Below are 18,804 nucleotides of genomic sequence, written 5' to 3'. Positions count from 1 at the left end.
CATAGCTGATTCATCCTAAGACCAATCGATGACTGCTGATCATTTTATTAGTCTCCAAAGCAATTCTTTATTTGAGATTGGACGCACTTATTACTGATCAAAATAATCACTATCCAACTTTGGCACTTTAAGCAAAGTCGAACTGACACCCACCTCGTTGTCCATCATCAGATGCACTAGTCGGTTACCGTCGATGAGTACCATGCCTTCCACTGATTGCGCGTAGGCAACGGCATGTTTAGTAAAGCCAGAGGTCGTGATGAAGACCCCTCGTTTAGCCTTTTGTCCCACAAGTGCACCGTAGAAGGCATGCAACTCAGGGCGGCCTACGGTGTTTTGCCAGCGTTTGGCTTGTACATACACTTTTTCTAAGCCGAGCTTGTCTAAAGAAATTACGCCATCAATCCCCGCATCACCGCTGCCTCCGACACGCTTTAAATCATCGCGGTGGCCGCCGTAACCTAAACGGTGCAGTACATCCAACACGATAACTTCGAAGCGGCCTGGGGATACCTGGCTAAGGTTCTCCAGCAGTTCTGTTGCTACCGCATCGCGGATCTCTTTGATTGATTGTTCCAGGCGGTCGTCTGGGCTATTCGTTAACATCGCTTCGGTGAGAAGGGGTTCTGTAACTGGGTCCAAATCTACCGCATCACTATTTTGTTGAAGTTTGACGTTGGTATAAGCCAAAGCGAGATGTTCGACTTCTGCTGCAGTGAGCGGGTTTGGATGCTGCTTTAACCAGTCGATGCCTTTGGCGGTTAAGCACCATTTTCCTCTGGATAAGCTGTGCGAGAGCCCAGCACGTTTCAAACGATCGTGAGCCCAGCCGGTACGGTTCTTGTAAACCAATTGGCCGCTGGCAATGGTCTCTGCCCGTTGTGCTTCGTTTAGGTTGAGTATGTCTGCTGCTGCATCTTGCACATCCCGAGCAACTGCGCCTTCGGGCTTAGTTGCTAAAAAGCGAAGCACTGGCTCGATGAATTGGTCGTAGGTAGGTACTGACATGCTGAGGTTCCCTGTTTTTCCTTATTATTCCTATGATACTGCACAAACTCTGTTTTGAAGTTGACAGGTAGCACGGTGTGGCAGGCAACTTTTAACCTATAGCGGCCTCTTTCAGCTCCAACTTCACCATCAGCTGCTTATTCACCTCTTTCCCATCCACCCCGCTATGAATCCGGCGATGGCAAGTTGGGCAGATGGCACCCACCCACTGCGGATGATCGGGGCCTTCGTCGGCTAGGCGCTTGGTGTGGTGAGGTTCAAGGTAGGGCTCGCCGTTTCTTTTCTTGAACGGTGCCGGCTGATCGCAGGCTTCGCAGATGCCATTGGCGCGCTTGAGCACGTATTTTTTTACGTCTTCGCTGCGTTTGAACCAGGATTTTTTGCTGTCGCTCTGTTGGCGCTGGCCTGATTGCTGTGAGGACTGCAGTGCCTTCTTGCGTAACTGCTCGAGCGTCTTTGTCTGCGTATCAGCTTCATCGGTGTCTGCATCTTCTTCAACCGCGTGCAGTGACGAGACTTTGAACAGGTTAAAGGTAATGCCTTGGCGCATGTTATTTTCTAAGTCTAAGCACTGAATATGATCCCAAGAATCGCACTCAAACATGCCAAGATAGCGGACGCCTTTTTCTTTCTTGTTGTCTTCGAACAGGAAGATGTCTTTGCCGTCTTTTTTATGGTCGCGGATGGATTTATTACCTCGAATAAATTCCATAGGGCCTTTTTGGCCTTCTCCCGTATAAGAGAAGCTGCCTTCGGCTGTCCATCCATCTTTATAGCCGTAGGTTTCGCCGCTTTCTCCGGTGAAGATAAAGATTACCGGGAATTCCCGTGGGGTCCAGATACCGCCTTGCAGCTGCCCGCCGTAAAGCTCGATAAGTGCTTTGCGTGTGTACAGTTTGCCTTCGGTTAAGTAATCAAAAGGATGCGGTGTTTCGACGATCTCAAAACCGAGGTTTTTGAGAAATTGGATAGCTTTTTCCGTGCCGCTATCGGCGTTGATTCCCTTAAACGGATAGCCATGTTGCTCACTGTATGCTCTAGCGGCAATGCCTCGGATGTCGTACTTCTCGCCATTATAAATAAGGGTGTGTTTTTTAAATCGTTTTATTTTATGTTGTTTTAAGAATTCATCTCGGCCAAGTTTTTTATATTCTTCGATGGCTTTTAAAACGGATTCTTTTGAAGATAATGCTTCTATTGCTGTTGCCAAAACCACTCCCTCACATTGCCGAGTTGGCTCTGAGCAATGTGCTTGCTGACGAGAGCAGTATGCATCAATACCCAGCAGTTAACTCATCGATTTACCGAATGCGTTAACTATGCCAGGTAGGGGAGGAAATGCCTACCTTGATGAATGCTTTTGTTGTGATATGTCAGTCAGATCTATTGGAAATCGTGGGTAGGAAGAGCGATGAGTGCAGGCATCGCCCTGATTTTCTCTTACGTTAGCTGCAGGCTTCCATTTCCCGCAGTGCCCGCCCATACAGGTTACACAGTGCAGGAACCAGATGCGCTGTAGCATTGAGATAGCGATTCAGCTGTTCCCAGCCTTCAGTGTCCAGCTGTGGGTGCTTTTGCAGTAAATGGCCGAATAGCATCAGGCCGTGGCACAAACCTTCCGCCTGTTCGGCAGAGAGGGCGGCCAGGTCTAAAAGTTCTGAGGGACTGAAAGCGCTAAGATCGAGGTGGTTAAACAGTTGGCGGTAGAGGGTAAGGGTGCTTGCAACGGATTCTGTAGTGGGAACCTTTGTCATGGGTGCATCTCCGTATGTCATTGATTAATGACTACCACCAGAGACGCTAAACTCGGGTGGTAGCCCAGACGGGGTTAGCGTCACCGGGACATACGAACCGGCGCTTCTTACGAAGCCCCCGCCTGAGCCACCATTATTTGGAGTGAACTAAAGCTGCTGCATTATTACATAATACAGCGGTAGTATGTCAGATTCGGAACGCTAACTCCGGTTGCGGATTTTGCCGCAGCAAAAAAACTATAACGTTATCAGTAAAAGGAAAAAATAAGCTGTATGGAATTACAGTTTATTTACTTTTAGGATTGGAATGTACCTCGCAATTCGGTATATCATCTTTGCGTTGAATTATCAGCCATCCATTCATGAGTTATATTTACTCATTAAGATTTATAAATAATGGAATATGATGAAACCTAATTGCTTGCTGGCCATTGCAGGATCGATATTGTTAAGTGCCTGTACTGGCGATCGTCTCGATCAGCGCTATGCGCCGGACATCCCTATCGCCGCCCATGCTAAAGCGAATGGAGACATCTGCATCTATCCGTCACCAAAGGAAAATGAAAGGCCAGATACGCTCTTTATCAGTGGTGATACGGATGAGAAATTGATTGAGGTGGGGAACCAGGATCTTAAAAAGGGCATTTGCGTTACGCAGAACGATTACCCGTTTCAGGAAAATTATATCTACAGCATGAGGCTAAATTTTGTGCCTATTGATAAGCGCAGAAATCTGCAGGATGTGTCTGGCAGGGCCTTTATCGCTCACTTCAAAGTGAAAAGATTCAATAATCACTTTGCTATCGAAAACATCCAATAATGAGGCGCTCTATTGAAATAACAGTGCTTCAGCACTGCCCGAACTTTGCAGATAAGGTGCAGGTCAATTTGGCGTTAACCGTTCCAGTATTTCTCCTTTCTAGAGCTTATGCTAATCATACGGTTTTGCTCATTCACGGATGAACGAACATGGCGAATGAAGATGAGTTGCGTATTGCCTTGTCGCCGGTGCAGCTTGCGGCGGTACTGTCTGATGAAAGCGTCACTGAAGGCGAAACGCTCAGTAACCGTCTGCTTGGCGGTTTGGGGCTTGCCGGTGGTGTCGTTGAGCTGATGGGGGCAGGGGTGTTGTGTTATGCGCCGGATCCGACGTTTATCACCAAGGTCGGGTGCGTGGTGGTGGGAACGCATAGTCTGGACAGCATCAAAGCCGCTTCCAATCAGATGATTACCGGGCACCCAACGACGACTGATACTTATCAGTCTGCCGTTTTATTGGCGCAAACATTGGGTGCCGATCGGGAAACGGCCTATAACGTCGGTTTAACGGTCGATATTGCCGTGCCTTTTGTCTTTGCCGGAGCGGTTGGCGCAGCCAGGGTCGCATCCGTGCGTATGGGGCGGGTTAAGCTGGTTGAGCATGAGTCCGTTAGCGGTAAATATCCGGGCGGGCACACATTGGCTCGGCATATAAACATAGCTCCGGAAGCGCTTATTGCCAGGCTAGCCAGGCGCCCGAAACTGATCGCGGCAAGTACCTTCAGATCGGTAAAGGAGGCCGAAAAGTATGTATCTGTCACGGTAAAGGCGAACCGTGCAGATATTGTGAATTGGATGAAGTACGCGTCTCCCGGCAGCCGTTTGAGCGTGTATCACAATTTCACAGAATCAGTAGGCTATGGCGTGTTACGCAGCAGCACTGACGTCTATCAATGTCATCGGGTTGGCGTCGTGATTGAATTTACCCGCTATAATGGCAAACCTTACTTTATCCTTAGCGCTTTCCCTGCGAGATAAGCCGATGAAAACCAGCGAACTTGATAACCTGATCGTCGTTTATTTTGGTCAAGATTATGACCTGATAAATGCAGAGGGCGATATTACTGCGCTGATCGCAGAGTACATTCGTCTGGCGACTCATCAGCAGTGCGAGGCTTTGGTCAATGAGATCGATGAGTTACTGGCGCAGGATAATGTGGAGTCATTATTCAACCAACGTTTCGGTTTTACCTTCAGCCCTGAGCTATGGGGAACCACGGTTCCCGAATTCCTGCAACAGGCCAGAAGTGCTGCAGTGAAAGCGCTTTGAGCACCATCGTGATTCGTAATCACTTTAGCGAGCTCAGTAGCTTATTCAGTATTTACTTCGGTCAGGATTATGATCTGTTTACTGATGCCGAAACGGCCGAGGGTGTGATTGACGGCTTCCTTGAGCAAAACGGCAGTCAGGTCATCCGCGATATCCTCGAGGAAGCCAAAAAATTTCAGGCCACCTATGCGGGGCGTATAAACGAAGGCATGGCGGAGCATTTTTCAGATGAGTTTGTGCCGGAGAGCTGGGGCACTACAGCGGTAGCGTTCTTTACCATGCTGCAATGGAAAACAGAACACAAGCTGGAACAGCTCAAACGAACTTAGGAGTTTGAGCCCTCACAGGCCCCCATATCCCAACCCCGCTTACCCCAACCCTCCAATCCTGCCCCGAATCTCCTCCTCCGGCAGGTTCACACCAATAAATACCAAGGTGCTCCGGCGTTCCTCATCAGGCAGCCATTCCCGATCCCAGTCGGCGTTATACAGCCGCTGCACGCCCTGGAACAGCAGGCGGCGCGGCTCGTCTTCGATAGACAGAATGCCTTTGTAACGCAGCAGGTTGTCGGCGTATTCCAGCAGCAGGCCTTCCATCACGTCGGAGATTTGCATCAGCGGCAGCGGGCGTTCCAGCGTCACGACAATTGAGCGGATGTCGCTCTGCGGCTGCGGGATGCGGCGGAACAGCGGGGTGGCTGGCGTCAGGTTGAGCTTGTCGTTCAGCGTAAAGCCTTCGATGTCGAACAGCACGCTCAAATCGATGTCGCCGTGCGTCACCTTGTAGACCGGCGCGCGGGCGTTCATCCGCTGCAGCCGCTGGATCAGCGCTTCGCAGTCCGGCGCCACGTCGGTTTTGGTCAGCAAGATGCGGTCGGCGTAGCCCACCTGCGCCTGGGCGATGCTGAACTGGCTCAGCTGCTGCTCGGCGTGCGCCGCGTCCACCAGGGTGATGATGCCGTCCAGCAGGAAGCGCTCGCACAGGATCTCGTGCGAGAAAAAGGTCTGGGTAATCGGGCCGGGATCGGCCATGCCGGTGCATTCGATGATCAGCCGATCGAACGCCAGCTGGCCGCTGTCGACGCCGTCCAGCAGATCCAGCAGCGCGTCCGCCAGTTCGTTGGACTTGCTGCAGCAGATGCAGCCGTTACTCAACGTGGTGATGCGGCTGGCGCGATCGCCGATCAGCGCATCGTCGATCGGCACTTCGCCGAACTCGTTCTCGATGACCGCGATTTTATAGCCGTGTTCGGCGTTCAGGATGTGGCGCAGCAGGGTGGTTTTGCCGGCGCCCAAAAAGCCGGTCAGGATGGTGACTGCAATGGGTTTCATACGGATCCTTGTGACTGCGGGTTAACAGCAGCGCATGCCGCCTTTGCCGTCGCCGCCGTAGCGCGCTTGCTGGCGCTCGCGGAAAAATTCTTTATAGGTCATCACCGGCTTGTCCGGGTGGTTGTCTTTCATGTGCTGGACGTAGGTATCGTAGTCAGGCACGCCCACCAACATGCGCGCCGCCTGCCCGAGATATTTCCCCGCCTGGCCGAGATTTCCGAACATAGTTTCTTACTCCCAAATACCCTGCTTACCCTTCGTCTTTCGAACCGCAGCGGTGTTGGCTGCACTCCCGAACCCCAGTCACTTACTTGAGTAAGCTCCTGGGGATTCGCTCACTTGCCGCCTTGCTGCGGCCCGAAATCCTTTGGGTACCGGTTAACTTTCATGTCGGTACTGCATAACTGATTTTATTATGCAGGGTATCCGTTAAATCACATCAATGCTGGGTCGAAACTTTGACCTCCCCCTCAGTTACGCCGTCGGCGGGCGCGGCCTGCGGCACCGGTACGTAAGGCGTTTCCTGGTCGGTGCGTTTCGGGTTTTTGTGCGCCGCCATCGCGGTTTTCACCCCGTAGAAGATGATGCTGTACACCACCAGCAGGAACAGAATGCTCAGCCCGGCGTTGGTGTAGTTGTTCACCACGATGTGGTTCATGTTGGCGATCTGCTGGGCGCTCAGCTCGGCGCCGCCTTCGGCGATCTTGCGCTTGTACTCGCCGGCCAGGAAGAAGAAGCCTTCCAGCTGCGGGTTGTCGCTGAACAGCTTCAGGCCCAGCGCGTAGGTGGTGCAGATCAGCAGCCACACCGCCGGCAGCACGGTCACCCAGATGTATTGGGTGCGCTTCATCTTAATCAGCACCACGGTGCCCAGCACCAGCGCCACGGCGGCCAGCATCTGGTTGGAGATGCCGAACAGCGGCCACAGGCTCTTCACGCCGCCGAGCGGGTCCACCACGCCCTGATACAGCAGGTAGCCCCACAGCCCGACGCAGCCGGCGGTGCCGACGATGCCGGCCACCAGCGAGTCGGTTTTCTTCAGGAACGGCACGAAGTTGCCCAGCAGATCCTGCAGCATAAAGCGGCCGGAGCGGGTGCCGGCGTCCAGCGCGGTCAGGATGAACAGCGCCTCGAACAGAATGCCGAAGTGGTACCAGAAGCCCATGTTGGCGCCCGGAATGATCTGATGGAACACGTGGGCGATGCCCACCGCCAGCGTTGGCGCGCCGCCGGCGCGGTTCAGCACCGAAGGTTCGCCGATGTCGGTGGCGGTTTGCAGGATCTGTTCCGGGCTGATGACGAAGCCCCAGGAGCTGACCGCCGCCGCCGCATGCACGGTGACGTCCTTCAGCGAAGCCATGATCATCGGCGCGTCTTCGGTGCCCAGGCGGTGCAGATCCGGCATGGTGATGCCCAGCGCCGCCGGCGGGGTGTTCATGGCGAAGTACAGGCCCGGCTCGATGATGGACGCCGCCACCAGCGCCATGATGGCGACGAAGGACTCCATCAGCATCGCGCCGTAGCCGATAAAGCGCGCGTCGGTCTCATTGGCCAACAGCTTCGGCGTGGTGCCGGAGGCGATCAGCGCATGGAAGCCGGAGACCGCGCCGCAGGCGATGGTGATGAACAGGAACGGGAACAGGGTGCCTTTCCACACCGGGCCGGTGCCGTCGACGAACTGGGTCACCGCCGGCATTTTCAGCTCAGGGTTGAGGATCACGATGCCGATCGCCAGCCCGACGATCACGCCGATTTTCAGGAAGGTGGCCAGGTAGTCGCGCGGCGCCAGGATCAGCCACACCGGCAGCAGGGCGGAGACAAAGGCGTAGCCGATCAGCGTGAAGGTAATGGTGGTGTCTTTAAAGGTCAGCGCCGGGCCCCAGTACGGGTCGTGCGCCACCACGCCGCCGAACCAGATGGCGGCCACCAGCAGCACGATGCCGATGATTGACACTTCACCCACGCGGCCGGGGCGCAGATAGCGCATGTAGATGCCCATAAACAGCGCGATCGGCACGGTGGAGCAGACGGTGAACACCCCCCACGGGCTTTCCGCCAGCGCTTTCACCACGATCAGCGCCAGCACCGCCAGGATGATGATCATGATCAGGAAGCAGCCGAACAGCGCGATGGTGCCCGGTATCGGCCCCATCTCTTTTTTGATGATCTCACCGAGCGAGGCGCCGTTGCGGCGTGAGGAGATGAACAGCACCATAAAGTCCTGCACTGCCCCCGCCAGCACCACGCCGCCCAGCAGCCACAGCGTGCCGGGCAGGTAGCCGACCTGCGCGGCCAGCACCGGCCCCACCAGCGGCCCGGCGCCGGCGATGGCGGCGAAGTGGTGGCCGAACAGCACGTTCTTGTTGGTCGGCACGTAGTTCAGGCCGTCGTTGTTGACCACCGCTGGGGTGGCGCGGCCGGCGTCCAGCTTCATCACCTTGGTGGCGATGTACAGGCTGTAGTAGCGGTAGGCCACCAGATACACCGCCACCGAAGCGACGACGATCCACAGCGCGCTGATGTGTTCGCCGCGGCGCAGCGCCACCACGCCGAGGCAGGCTGCGCCGAGTATCCCCAGCAGCATCCACGGAATGTGCTTTAAAATCCCCTCTCGTTTCATGAGGTATCCTTAATTCCAGTCTGCAAAATATGAATGAACTCATCCGCTTGTAAGAGATGTCAGAGTGGCGCGGTGAGCCGTAGCGTCTTTCCCGAGGTAAGGCGGGTTTAGGAACAGCTCATCATCGCCGGGGGTAAGGGGGGAAGACAGGTGTATTTCGCTCAGCGGTCAGATCCGCCGGGTGAACGGTTGGATTGGCGGGGTAAGCGGTTGGCGGCCTGAGCCAGAGAGTCGGCCGCCGGCGGGCGGCGACCTGTCTCCTCAAACCGTCTGCATGGCCTGCAGCAGGTGGATAAACGCGGCGCTGAGCGGCGGCGTGGCCGGCTCATGGCGGGTAAAGACGTAAAAGCGCGCGCTGATGTCGATCTCCTGCGTCGGGATTTTCTGCAGGTGCAGCTGCGGGGCGTAGTGTGCGACCACCCGATCGCTCAGCAGTGCGATATAGCCCTGTTGCCTGACCAGGCACCAGGTCGCCAGAAAGGAGTCGGTCTCGACGATCTGGCCGTGCGGCGTATAGCGTTCGGCGATCTCGCGGATGGCGGCATGCCCCACCGAGCAGGAGCGCGGCACCACCCATTTGGCCTCGGCCGGCGGCTGCCCGGCTGCGGTACGGCCGCCTCCCTGATAGAGCGAGAAGCGCTCGCTTTTCAGCGCCTGCATGGCCAGATCGGCGCCGCCCGCCGCGCCGTTCAGGCTGCTGACCGCCAAATCCAGCTCGCAGTTTCGCAGCCGGGCCAGCAGGCCTTCCGGGCCGTCTTCCACCACCGTCACCCGGGTATGCGGGTAGCGGCGGTTGAAGCCTTCGAGCACCTGAGGCAGGTAGCACAGCAGCGGATCGACGCTCATCCCCACCCGCAGGCGCTTCTCGCCGTCGGCACTCAGGCCGCGCAGCTCGTCAAACGCGTTGAGCAACTGATTGGTGGCGGCGTCTATCCGCCGGTAAAACAGCTCGCCGACCGCCGTCAGGCGCACGCCGCGGTTGCTGCGCTCCAGCAGCCGGGCGCCGATGGTCATTTCCAGCTCTTTCAGCACCCGGCTGAGCGTCGGTTGCGAGATGGCCAGCTTTTTCGCGGCCTCGTGCAAGCTTCCACAGTGGACGATGTCTTTGAACATCGTCAGATGCGCCAGTTTTGGCATGGTTTTCATGATTGATCTCCCTGGAAGTGAACGGCATTAGCCGGAGCCGGCGATGCGGCTGTAATAGGCCTGTTTCATCATGCTGTCGTTCAGCAATTTATTGATGGTCTGGTCGAGCACCGGCGTGGTGACGGAGGCCGGCATCAGCGTGGCGGTGATCTCCACGTCGTCGTCGCCAAAGGGTTCGATATCCAGATGCGAGATAAAGCAGTTTTCCCCTTGCAGCACCTGTTTGAATTTGGCCAGCGCCTCACGCTGCTCATGCTCGAAGGCAATGACGCAAATCTGGTAGGTAGACTCGCCGTTAACGTCATTGAAGGGCTGTTTGTTGACCATATTGACCAGCGGGCGCAACAGGGTATTGGCGGCGAGCACGAACAGCGTGGCGGCCAGCGCATCGCCGTACAGGCCGCAGCCGGCGCAGGCGCCGACCGCCGCGGAGCCCCAGAGCGTGGCGGCGGTGTTCAGGCCGCGGATGTTCATCCCTTCTTTCATGATGGCCCCGGCGCCGAGAAAGCCGACGCCGGAGACCACGTAGGAGATGACGCGCACCGCGCCGCCGCTGCCGTCGATGGTCATGGCCAGATGGACGAAGATCGCCGCGCTGGTGGCCACCAGCGTGTTGGTGCGCAGCCCGGCGGTGCGCTGGCGGAACTGTCTTTCGTAGCCGATGGCGGCGCCCAGGACGGACGCGGTCAGCAGCGTCAGCAGTGTATGAATGAAATGCATGATAATAACTCGATGTATTATCCGCTTATCATGAGCCACCCGTGGCGGGGTAACTCTTGATAAACAGGTAGTTAAGTTGGCGGGGTTCCGTCCCGCCAGTCCAGGGCGGCGCTCAGTGCGCGGCGGCGATCTGCCGGCTGAGCGTCTCGCTGATTTTGTCCGTCAGCGGCTGCATCCCCTCGCGGGTGCGCGCCTCGCGGCGCTGCGTGATGTGATAGCAGCCGTCGAGGGTGCCGGCGCCCAGCAGGAGGACGCGGTCAGACATCATCACCGCCTCCTCTACGCTGTGGGTAACCAGCACGATGGAGCGGGTTTTGATCTGGCGCGTGCTCCAGATGCGCAGCAGATCGCTGCGCAGGTGTTCGCCGGTATAGACGTCCAGCGCGGAAAAGGGCTCGTCCAGCAACAGCAGCATCGGTTCTACCGCCAGCGCGCGCGCGAAGCCGACCCGTTGGCGCATGCCGCCGGAAAGCTCACGCGGGTAGGCGTCGCGGTAGGGCGCGAGCCCGACCAGATCGAGCATTTTCAGCGTCTGGGCTTCGACCACCTGCGGCGGCAGATCCTGCGCCTGCAACCCGAAGGCGATATTTTGGTAGACGTTCAGCCACGGGAAAATGGCGAAGGTCTGGAACACCATGTTGATCTGCGGATTCGGCCCCGAGACTTTTTTATCCCCCAGCATCACGCTACCTAGATCCGGCGCGATCAGGCCGGAAAGCATGCGCAGCAGGGTGGATTTACCCGAGCCGGACTGCCCCAAAATGCTGACGACCTCGTTGTCGTAAAGGCGCAAATTGATTTCATCCAGCACCAGACGTTTTTCTTTACCGGTAGGCTGAACGCTTTTGCTGACGTTATTGACCGTCAGCAGCGTGGTTTTTTTTACCATCATGATCCGTCTCCACCCAATTAAAAATATGAGCATGGAAAAAGGGCCGATATTTATCGCCGGGCAGGCGTAAAATAAATGCGGGTGTAAATAAGCCTGACCGTTATCGGACTGTTAATACGCTTATGCTGGAGGGGGTAGCCCATCGGGCGTGCCGGTGCGGCGTGCGCGCAGGCCAGAGGCTGAAGGGTAAAGCGAAGGGATGCTATAACTGACTCATATCCTGACACTTTCAGGATGCAATGGGATGACTATTGCTCCTGTGACCTCAGCGATTCCAACAATAAAATAAACAACCAACTGTCGCCGTCCATATCATTCTCCCGTTATTTTTCGTGTGGCCATAATACGCGTGCCATAGCCTATTGTTCAATGTGGTTGCACCGAATTATGGCGGCAAAATGTAATTTAATATGAATGCGGGAAAGATTTTCTTTATTCATTAAACGGGGCGTAAACAGAAAGCGCGATAATGAATATAGGCGTCATTTTATGGAAATATAAACCTGAATTAAACGAGAGAATAAGGGGCGGGCGGAAAGTCGAATCATGAACCGGCCGGAGAGCGCCCTCCGGCCGGGATGAGGATCAGAACTGATACATGATGCCGGTTTCGACGATGTCGTCGGCGCCGGCACCGACGGCGTTCTGCCGTTGCAGCAGGTTGAGTTTGTACTCCACGTAGGTCGACATGTTGGCGTTGAAGCTGTAATTCAGCGCCAGATCCAGGTATTTGACCAGATCGGCGTCGCCAATGCCGGGCAGGTTGCGGCCGCGCGTTTGCAGGTAGGCCAGCGAGGGCGTGACGCCGGAATCGAAGTGATACTGCGCGACCGCCTCGACGGCGTCTGCGCCAGGGGCGAAGCCGGCGTAGCGATCGCCGTCGACGTAGGTCATGTTTTCGGTGCGCGCGTAGCTTGCCGCCAGGTAGAGGTTGTCCTGGTCGTATTTCAGCCCCAGCGTCCAGGCCCGGGCGCGATCGCCGTCAGCCAGGCCGAAGCGCTGTTGTGCCAGCGTGCGCGCAGAGTTAGCGTAGGCGCCGCCCACGTTGAGCCCCACGCCGGTGTCGTAGGTGGCGGAAAAGGCGTAGCCATCGCCGTTTTGCGTCTGGATATCCTTCGCCCGTTGAGCGTCGTCCCCCCGATTCTTCCCCTGATATTGCAGGCCGAGATCCAGGCCGTCGACCAGGCCGCCCAGGCTGCGGTTGTGGTAGGTCAGCAGGCCGTTGGCGCGGCCGGTCATAAAGTTGTCGGCCGCTTCGTAGCTGTCGTTGCCGAATTCAGGCAGCACGTCCGTCCAGCCGGCCACGTCATACAGCAGGCCATAGTTGCGGCCGTAATCCAGGCTGCCCCAGGGGCCGAACGTCAATCCGGCGAAGCCCAGGCGGGTATAGCTGTCGCCCGGCCCGGCGCTTTCCGGCTGATCGAGCCCTGCCTGATATTCCCATTGGCCATACCCTGTCAGCGCGTCGCCGATCTGCGTCTCGCCTTTGAAACCGAAGCGGGTATAGGAGCGGTCGCCGTTATTGTCGGCGTCGCTGCTGAAGTAATGCACGCCGTTCAACTGGCCGTACAGATCCAGTTTATTGCCGTCTTTATTGACGATTTCTGCCCCGGTGGCGGCGGCCGGCAGCAGGATGATCAGCGTCATCAGCACGCTTTTATGGTTCATTTCAGTTCCCCAAGTGGATGAAAACAGGGCCGTTAACCGGCCGATTGCGCTTGCGCGATTTTTTTGTACAGGCAGCTGCGGATCCGATCGGTGAGGTGCCGCAGGCTGTCCCGGTTGCGCGCCGCACGCGGGATATTGACGCTGAATTCGTCGTCGATCCGTTTGCTGGCCGCGTCCAGGATCAGCACCCGATCGGACATCAGCACCGCTTCTTCGACGTCGTGCGTCACCATCACCATGGCGCGCGTGCGCAGCCGGCTGTCTCCCCACAGCGCCAGCAGGTCGCCCCGCAGTTTTTGCGCGGTAAAGATATCGAGGGCGGAGAAGGGTTCGTCCAGCAGCAAGAGGTCGGGCTCTACCGCCAACGCCCGGGCGAAGCCCACCCGTTGACGCATGCCACCCGAGAGCTCGCGCGGCCAGGCGTGCTCATAGCCGGTCAGGCCCACCAGGCGCAGCAGCGCCCCCAGCCGCTCGGCGATCGTCTGCGGCGGCAGCTTTTGCGCCAGCAGCCCGAAGGCGATGTTGTCGTACACCGTCAGCCAGGGATAGAGCGCGTAGGACTGAAACACCATGCCGACGTTGGCGCTCGGGCCGTTGACCGGTTTGCCCGCCAGCGTGAGCGTGCCGCTGTCCGGTGGGATCAGCCCGGCCAGCATGCGCAGCAGCGTGGACTTGCCCGAGCCGGATTGCCCCAGAATGGTGACGAACTCGCCGGCGTGTACGGTCAGCGATACGTCGCGAAGCACGGGTTTGGGGCGCTTGTTTTCGCCGATAAACGTCTTGTTCAGCCGGCGGGCGCTGATAATTACCTCTTGAGTCACCATGTGGTTCCCCCTTGATCAGTCATATTTGAATTTGGTTTCCGCGATGCGATACAGCGGTTGCCAGACGAAGATGATGCACAGCGCTACCAGCGCGCACATGGCGGCGCAGCCCAGCGCGGACTCCGGGTTCTTGCCGGCGTCGGTGACCACGGAAATGAACGCGCCCAGCCCGGTGGCGCTGAGGGTGGTGCTGCCCCACTGGATCACCTCGGCGGCGATGGCGCTGTTCCAGGCGCCACCGGCGGCGGAGATGATGCCCGTCACGATGTAGGGGAAGATCGCCGGCAGCATGTAGTAGCGCCACCAGCGGAAGCGGCGCAGGCCGAAGGTTTCGCTGACTTCGGTGATCTGTGTTGGAATGGCGGAAACGCCGGCGATCACGTTGAACAACACGTACCACTGGGTGCCCAGCATGATCATCGGGATGGCCCACCAGCCGAGATCCTGATGATAAATGGCGATGAAGGCGGCGATCAGCGGGTAGAAAATGTTGGGCGGAATGGCCGCCAGGATCTGGATGATCGGCTGGAAGATCTTCACCAGCCGCGGATTCATGCCGATCCACACCCCCAGCGGCGTGAAGATCGCCACGCTGAGCAGCATGGCCGCGGCCACGCGCGCGGTGGTGAGCAGCATCCATTCCGGCAGCATGGCGAAGTACTGTTTGGGGAAGTATTCCCACAGCCGGTAACCGAACCAGACGCAGGCCAGCACCACGCCGAGATACCACAGGCTGCGCCACAGCCAGTTCCCCTTGGCGGCGAGCCTGAACAGGCGGTGCAGGCCGAGGGCGTACCACAGCCGCGGCAGCTTGAACAGCCACAGGTCAGCCAGCGCGCGCAGCGTGCGGCCGAGTGCCGCGCCGACGTGCGAGAAGGCCAGGCTGTTGTAAAACCACGGATTGCCGAGCGGGCGATTGGCGGTGACGTCTTCGTATTTGAAGCGGGCGGTGTAGCGCACCAGCGGGCGGAAAACCAGCTGATCGAGCAGCACGATGTTGGCGGCCAGCGCGACGATCGCATACAGGATCGCCGGCACGTTCTGCTGCGCCAGCGCTTCGGCGATGTAGGAGCCGACGCCAGGCAGTTCGACCGAACGATCGCCGACCGGAATGGCTTCGGAGGCCACCAGGGCGAACCAGGCGGCGGATTGCGACACCATGGCGTTCCACAGCAGGCCCGGCACCGAATAGATGAACTCCAGCCGCCAGAAGCGTTGCCACGGGTTGTAATTGAAGCTGCGGGCGGCTTCGTCCAGCTCCTTGGGCACGATGCGCAGCGTCTGATACAGCGTCAGCATCATGTTCCAGGCCTGGCCGGTAAACACCGCGAAGATGGCGGTGCACTCCAGCCCCATCACGCTGTGCGGGTAGAGGTTGAGAAAATACACGGTCGTGAAGGTCAGGAACCCCACCAGCGGCACCGACTCCATAAAGTTGACGAAGGGCAGGATCACCCGGCGCAGCGGCGCATAGCGCGCGGCCAGCACGGCGAATACCACAGAAAACAGCAGCGACCAGGCCATGCCGAGGAGAAAGCGCATGCTGGTTCTGAGCGAATAATAAAGCAGGTTCCAGGCATCGAGATTAATGGCAGAGACGTTTTGTTCATTGAAGTCAGCGTGCATGTCACCCCAGGCACGAATAAAAAAGGCAATGAAAAAAACACCGATGGCGATAACGATAAAGTCATTTAAATAAGACTTTTTGAAAACAGATGTACCCCGGTTATTTTGCATAACGCAATACCTTATTTTTCCCATAAGAAATCCGTCGCCGCTCGGGGAATATGCCCGGCGACACCAGATAAATACCGCTGTAGCGGTTGAGACAGACGTTGTTTTCGCAGCGGGGCGATGGGCGGGCAGGCAGAGCGGGAAAACCGTCAGAAGGGGAGCGGATGCCGCATTCTGTGTCTTTCAGAATGCAACGCGGATGGCATTACTGAAAGACGCCCAATAGCATTAGCGTAAAACTAAAACTTTCATCGCCCATGGGGCCCTCCTCGGTTTAAATATGGCAGGGAGAGGGTAATGTGTTTCGCTAATAAAAAGCAATTGGCGGCGTAGGGTTTTTATGGTTGATATGTAACAGGATGAATATTCATTTTTTAATCGCTATATTCATAAAATGAAATAACGCATGGTGATGGCAATAAAAACGGTAAAAATAAATCGCGGCGAAATAAAACGGCGCGCCAGAAGGGGGCGCGCCGCCGTAAATCAATAAACCTGCCTGCCGTTGATGCCGGCGGGGAAAATGCCGGTGGCGAACAGATGTCCGTTGGCCTGGATCTGGTCGTCGGGCAGCATCTCCAGCGGGAATTCGCCTGCCAGGCAGCTGAGAAAGGCGTTGCGATCTTCGGTGGTGGTAAAGCCGATCAAATCGTAGAACAGCAGTGAGGCGATCAGCTGGCGATGTTCCGGGATGCGCCGCAGCAGCGCCGCCGACGGGAACGGCAGGTGGAAGAAGAACGCGCAGGCGTTCAGCAACCCCTGTTCCTTCAGCGCCTGGGCGCAGGGCAGCAACTGGTAGTCGTCGATGCAGACGATGTCGCCCGGGCACAGGTGTTCGCAGGCGATATCGGCAAACCGGCGGTTCAGCTGCCGGTAGGCGCGGTAGTTTTCCGGCGTGAAGTGCGCTTTCTCCGGCTGGTTGTGGAACACCGGCCACAGTCCGTCGTGGTAATAGCCCTGATAGTGACGGCGAAACTCCTCGATCGACAGCGGAAAGGTCACCTGAACGTAACCGGCGCGTTGGCAGCAACTGATCGGGCGCTGCGCGAAATTCTGCACGTCGCCGTTCCAGCCGAGCCACAGCCCCGGTTCGGCGTCGGCCGCCAGCGTCTGGCCGGCGCAGGCCAGATCCTTACCGTCGCACTGCTTGTTGGAAATCAGCACCAAACGAGACATGGGGGTCTCCTTATCAGTGAAGGGCGCGCAGGGCGTGCGCCGCACCGTCGGCGCGCCAGGGCGCCTGCAGCGCGGGCAGCGTGACGCGCAGGCCGCGCAAGGCCGGATGCGCCAGGCAGCAGCGCGTCAGCCAGCTTCCCAGCCCGACGCCGCGGTATTCGGCGCTGACGAACAGTTCGCTCACCGACGCGAAGGTGGCGTAATCGGTCACCATGCGGGCGAAACCGAGCAGGTGGCGCTTGCGGTACAGCCCGAAGCACAGGCCGTGGTGCACCAGGCGCTCGGCCGCCGCCCGATCCTGCAGGCTGAGGAAACGCTGGATCGCCTCGATATCCAACAACTGCCGATCGGTGCTGATATGAAAAACGCCTTTGCGCCAGCAGAGCAGCGGCTGCACGGGCGCCCGTTGCGATTGCATGTTCATGATTGTCCTTAGGTTAATGAACCGGGTGGTTACAGCATCCAGCCGAGTTCGGCGGCGGTGACCTGTTCCTCGAAGCGGCGCAGTTCGGCGCTTTTGCAGGTATGCCACAGGGTGCAAAACGCCGGGCCGAGCAGCTCGCGCAGCGGATCGCTGTGGCGGAACAGTGCCAGCGCTTCCTGTTGGCCGAGTGGCAAGGGCGCGGCGTTGTCGCTCTCGCAGCCGTTGGCGGCGGGCGGCAGCGGCAGCGGGTTTTCCAGCCCGTGCAGCAGGCCGCCGAGCATCACCGCCAGCGCCAGATAGGGGTTGGCGTCGGCGCCGGCCAGGCGGTATTCGATGCGCTGGTTGGCGCTGTCGGCGCAGGGCAGGCGCAGCGCCACCGTGCGGTTGTTGTGGCCCCAGGAGGCGCGCAGCGGCACGTGCATGCCGGGGCGGAAGCGGCGAAACGCGTTGATGTTGGGCGCCAGGATCGCCATCGACGCCGGCATCAGCGCCAGCATGCCCGCCATCGCCTGCTGCATGTTGTCGCTCAGTTCGCCCGGCGCGCCGGTCAGCAGGTTCTCGCCGTGCTCGTCCTGCAGGCTGATGTGGAAATGCAGCCCGCTGCCGGCGGCGTGGGCGCAGGGCTTGGCCATAAAGCAGGCGTGCTGGTGATGTTGCTCGGCAATCTGCCGCGTCAGGCGTTTCAGCGCCATGATCTGGTCGCAGGCTTCCAGCACGCGCCGGCTGTGATGCAGATTCAGCTCGTATTGGCCGGAGGCGGCTTCGGCCACCACGCCGGTCAACGGCAGGCTCTGCAGCCGCGCGTGCCGTTCGATGTCGCTCAGCAGCGCATGGTGGCGCTCGGGCGCATCCACCGCGAAGCTCTGCGTTGGGCAGGTTTCCGCCTCGGCGGGATGCTGCGGATCCTGCAGGTAGAACTCCAGTTCGGCCGCCACCACCGGGAAGCAGTTGCGCTCGTGCAGGCGCTTCAGCACCCGTTGCAGCACCACGCGCGGCTCCAGCTCGCAGGCGCCGCCGTCGGCGTTTTGCATCGTCAGCAGCAGCTGGGCGTGGCGTTCGGGATCGCGCGCGCAGGGGCGCAGCGTGCCGGGCACCGGCAGGCACAAGCGGTCCGGTTCGCCCGCCCGTTGCCCCAGCCCGCTTTCTTCAACCACCCGGCCGTGCAGATCCAGGGCGTAGATCGACAGCGGAAAGTAGCAGCCTTTCTCCAGCCCAAAGGCTTCGGCGATCGGCAGCCGCTTGCCGCGCAGCTGGCCGTTTAGATCGTGCAGATAAATATCCAGCTGTTCGGTCTGCGGATAGCGCTGCAGGTAGTGTTCCAGCTCTTTGTGGAAGGCGCGCGTTGGCGAAGTGGGCAGCACCGCCAGCAGCGGATTGAAGCCGATGATATTAGCATGCATGGCGCGCTCCAGAACGGC

General features: G+C 58.3%; 19 protein-coding genes. 4 read left to right on the top strand and 15 right to left on the bottom strand.

Going from position 1 to position 18,804, the window contains the following annotated elements; translation table 11 throughout:
* Positions 1-90 precede the first annotated feature (90 nt).
* The 3 genes from FHU12_RS19165 to FHU12_RS19155 all read right to left on the bottom strand — a co-directional run bounded on the left by FHU12_RS19165 (position 91) and on the right by FHU12_RS19155 (position 2,762).
* Positions 91-1,008, bottom strand: a complete 918-nt coding sequence (locus FHU12_RS19165) for a restriction endonuclease (RefSeq protein WP_141971205.1) — start codon at positions 1,006-1,008, stop codon at positions 91-93.
* 91 nt (positions 1,009-1,099) lie between these two features.
* A complete protein-coding gene (locus tag FHU12_RS19160) occupies positions 1,100-2,224 on the bottom strand; it encodes an HNH endonuclease (RefSeq protein ID WP_260440741.1) in 1,125 nt (374 codons plus the stop codon).
* 229 nt (positions 2,225-2,453) lie between these two features.
* Entirely contained in the window at positions 2,454-2,762 is a 309-nt protein-coding gene (locus tag FHU12_RS19155) for a hypothetical protein (protein ID WP_141971201.1), read from the bottom strand.
* 406 nt (positions 2,763-3,168) lie between these two features.
* Between FHU12_RS19155 and FHU12_RS19150 the strand changes: the two genes are divergently transcribed.
* From FHU12_RS19150 to FHU12_RS19135, 4 genes are all read left to right on the top strand, one after another.
* On the top strand, positions 3,169-3,582 hold the full coding sequence (locus FHU12_RS19150; RefSeq protein WP_141973037.1) for a putative T6SS immunity periplasmic lipoprotein: 414 nt from the start codon (positions 3,169-3,171) through the stop codon (positions 3,580-3,582).
* Positions 3,583-3,731: 149 nt separating this feature from the next.
* A complete protein-coding gene (locus tag FHU12_RS19145) occupies positions 3,732-4,559 on the top strand; it encodes an RNase A-like domain-containing protein (RefSeq protein WP_141971199.1) in 828 nt (275 codons plus the stop codon).
* A gap of 4 nt (positions 4,560-4,563) precedes the next feature.
* On the top strand, positions 4,564-4,851 hold the full coding sequence (locus FHU12_RS19140) for a contact-dependent growth inhibition system immunity protein (RefSeq protein WP_141971197.1): 288 nt from the start codon (positions 4,564-4,566) through the stop codon (positions 4,849-4,851).
* The gene (locus FHU12_RS19135) at positions 4,848-5,180 is read left to right on the top strand and encodes a contact-dependent growth inhibition system immunity protein (protein ID WP_141971195.1); all 333 of its coding nucleotides are present in this window, start codon (positions 4,848-4,850) and stop codon (positions 5,178-5,180) included. The genes FHU12_RS19140 and FHU12_RS19135 overlap by 4 nt, the downstream gene beginning before the upstream one ends.
* Before the next feature lie 39 nt (positions 5,181-5,219).
* Here the strand turns inward: FHU12_RS19135 and yjiA are convergent, their stop codons facing one another.
* The 12 genes from yjiA to FHU12_RS19075 all read right to left on the bottom strand — a co-directional run bounded on the left by yjiA (position 5,220) and on the right by FHU12_RS19075 (position 18,786).
* A complete protein-coding gene (gene yjiA, locus FHU12_RS19130) occupies positions 5,220-6,182 on the bottom strand; it encodes a GTPase (RefSeq protein ID WP_141971193.1) in 963 nt (320 codons plus the stop codon).
* A 21-nt stretch (positions 6,183-6,203) separates the two neighbouring features.
* Positions 6,204-6,407 carry a YbdD/YjiX family protein gene (locus FHU12_RS19125; RefSeq protein WP_004953088.1) on the bottom strand — a complete coding sequence of 68 codons (204 nt, stop codon included), beginning with the start codon at positions 6,405-6,407 and terminating at the stop codon, positions 6,204-6,206.
* 214 nt (positions 6,408-6,621) lie between these two features.
* A complete protein-coding gene (locus FHU12_RS19120; protein WP_033648584.1) occupies positions 6,622-8,802 on the bottom strand; it encodes a carbon starvation CstA family protein in 2,181 nt (726 codons plus the stop codon).
* Between the two features lie 261 nt (positions 8,803-9,063).
* Positions 9,064-9,948: a LysR family transcriptional regulator gene (locus tag FHU12_RS19115; RefSeq protein ID WP_141971191.1), complete on the bottom strand. Its 885-nt coding sequence runs from the start codon at positions 9,946-9,948 to the stop codon at positions 9,064-9,066.
* A gap of 27 nt (positions 9,949-9,975) precedes the next feature.
* A complete protein-coding gene (locus FHU12_RS19110) occupies positions 9,976-10,668 on the bottom strand; it encodes an MgtC/SapB family protein (RefSeq protein ID WP_019453282.1) in 693 nt (230 codons plus the stop codon).
* A gap of 112 nt (positions 10,669-10,780) precedes the next feature.
* Positions 10,781-11,560: an ABC transporter ATP-binding protein gene (locus FHU12_RS19105; RefSeq protein ID WP_141971189.1), complete on the bottom strand. Its 780-nt coding sequence runs from the start codon at positions 11,558-11,560 to the stop codon at positions 10,781-10,783.
* 585 nt (positions 11,561-12,145) lie between these two features.
* A complete protein-coding gene (locus FHU12_RS19100; protein WP_141971187.1) occupies positions 12,146-13,228 on the bottom strand; it encodes a porin in 1,083 nt (360 codons plus the stop codon).
* Between the two features lie 32 nt (positions 13,229-13,260).
* Complete coding sequence (locus FHU12_RS19095; protein ID WP_141971184.1) at positions 13,261-14,052, bottom strand: ABC transporter ATP-binding protein; 792 nt, start codon at positions 14,050-14,052, stop codon at positions 13,261-13,263.
* Positions 14,053-14,067: 15 nt separating this feature from the next.
* Entirely contained in the window at positions 14,068-15,678 is a 1,611-nt protein-coding gene (locus tag FHU12_RS19090) for an ABC transporter permease (protein WP_260440739.1), read from the bottom strand.
* 594 nt (positions 15,679-16,272) lie between these two features.
* Entirely contained in the window at positions 16,273-16,962 is a 690-nt protein-coding gene (locus FHU12_RS19085; RefSeq protein WP_141971182.1) for a trehalose-6-phosphate synthase, read from the bottom strand.
* A gap of 13 nt (positions 16,963-16,975) precedes the next feature.
* Positions 16,976-17,386, bottom strand: a complete 411-nt coding sequence (locus tag FHU12_RS19080; RefSeq protein ID WP_141971180.1) for a GNAT family N-acetyltransferase — start codon at positions 17,384-17,386, stop codon at positions 16,976-16,978.
* A 29-nt stretch (positions 17,387-17,415) separates the two neighbouring features.
* Positions 17,416-18,786 carry a glutamine synthetase family protein gene (locus FHU12_RS19075; protein ID WP_141971178.1) on the bottom strand — a complete coding sequence of 457 codons (1,371 nt, stop codon included), beginning with the start codon at positions 18,784-18,786 and terminating at the stop codon, positions 17,416-17,418.
* Positions 18,787-18,804 lie beyond the last annotated feature (18 nt).

The organism is Serratia marcescens, assembly GCF_006715005.1.
GTDB classification, from domain to species: domain Bacteria; phylum Pseudomonadota; class Gammaproteobacteria; order Enterobacterales; family Enterobacteriaceae; genus Serratia; species Serratia montpellierensis.
This window is presented reverse-complemented; position numbering and strand designations above follow the sequence as displayed.

What these genes read in the sequence shown, in the direction of transcription:
- FHU12_RS19165 (WP_141971205.1), bottom strand. Translation starts at nt 1,008, where the DNA reads ATGTCAGTACCTACCTACGACCAATTCATCGAGCCAGTGCTTCGCTTT.
- FHU12_RS19155 (WP_141971201.1), bottom strand. Translation starts at nt 2,762, where the DNA reads ATGACAAAGGTTCCCACTACAGAATCCGTTGCAAGCACCCTTACCCTC.
- FHU12_RS19150 (WP_141973037.1), top strand. Translation starts at nt 3,169, where the DNA reads ATGAAACCTAATTGCTTGCTGGCCATTGCAGGATCGATATTGTTAAGT.
- FHU12_RS19145 (WP_141971199.1), top strand. Translation starts at nt 3,732, where the DNA reads ATGGCGAATGAAGATGAGTTGCGTATTGCCTTGTCGCCGGTGCAGCTT.
- FHU12_RS19140 (WP_141971197.1), top strand. Translation starts at nt 4,564, where the DNA reads ATGAAAACCAGCGAACTTGATAACCTGATCGTCGTTTATTTTGGTCAA.
- yjiA (WP_141971193.1), bottom strand. Translation starts at nt 6,182, where the DNA reads ATGAAACCCATTGCAGTCACCATCCTGACCGGCTTTTTGGGCGCCGGC.
- FHU12_RS19125 (WP_004953088.1), bottom strand. Translation starts at nt 6,407, where the DNA reads ATGTTCGGAAATCTCGGCCAGGCGGGGAAATATCTCGGGCAGGCGGCG.
- FHU12_RS19120 (WP_033648584.1), bottom strand. Translation starts at nt 8,802, where the DNA reads ATGAAACGAGAGGGGATTTTAAAGCACATTCCGTGGATGCTGCTGGGG.
- FHU12_RS19115 (WP_141971191.1), bottom strand. Translation starts at nt 9,948, where the DNA reads ATGAAAACCATGCCAAAACTGGCGCATCTGACGATGTTCAAAGACATC.
- FHU12_RS19110 (WP_019453282.1), bottom strand. Translation starts at nt 10,668, where the DNA reads ATGCATTTCATTCATACACTGCTGACGCTGCTGACCGCGTCCGTCCTG.
- FHU12_RS19105 (WP_141971189.1), bottom strand. Translation starts at nt 11,560, where the DNA reads ATGATGGTAAAAAAAACCACGCTGCTGACGGTCAATAACGTCAGCAAA.
- FHU12_RS19100 (WP_141971187.1), bottom strand. Translation starts at nt 13,228, where the DNA reads ATGAACCATAAAAGCGTGCTGATGACGCTGATCATCCTGCTGCCGGCC.
- FHU12_RS19095 (WP_141971184.1), bottom strand. Translation starts at nt 14,052, where the DNA reads ATGGTGACTCAAGAGGTAATTATCAGCGCCCGCCGGCTGAACAAGACG.
- FHU12_RS19090 (WP_260440739.1), bottom strand. Translation starts at nt 15,678, where the DNA reads ATGCACGCTGACTTCAATGAACAAAACGTCTCTGCCATTAATCTCGAT.
- FHU12_RS19085 (WP_141971182.1), bottom strand. Translation starts at nt 16,962, where the DNA reads ATGTCTCGTTTGGTGCTGATTTCCAACAAGCAGTGCGACGGTAAGGAT.
- FHU12_RS19080 (WP_141971180.1), bottom strand. Translation starts at nt 17,386, where the DNA reads ATGAACATGCAATCGCAACGGGCGCCCGTGCAGCCGCTGCTCTGCTGG.
- FHU12_RS19075 (WP_141971178.1), bottom strand. Translation starts at nt 18,786, where the DNA reads ATGCATGCTAATATCATCGGCTTCAATCCGCTGCTGGCGGTGCTGCCC.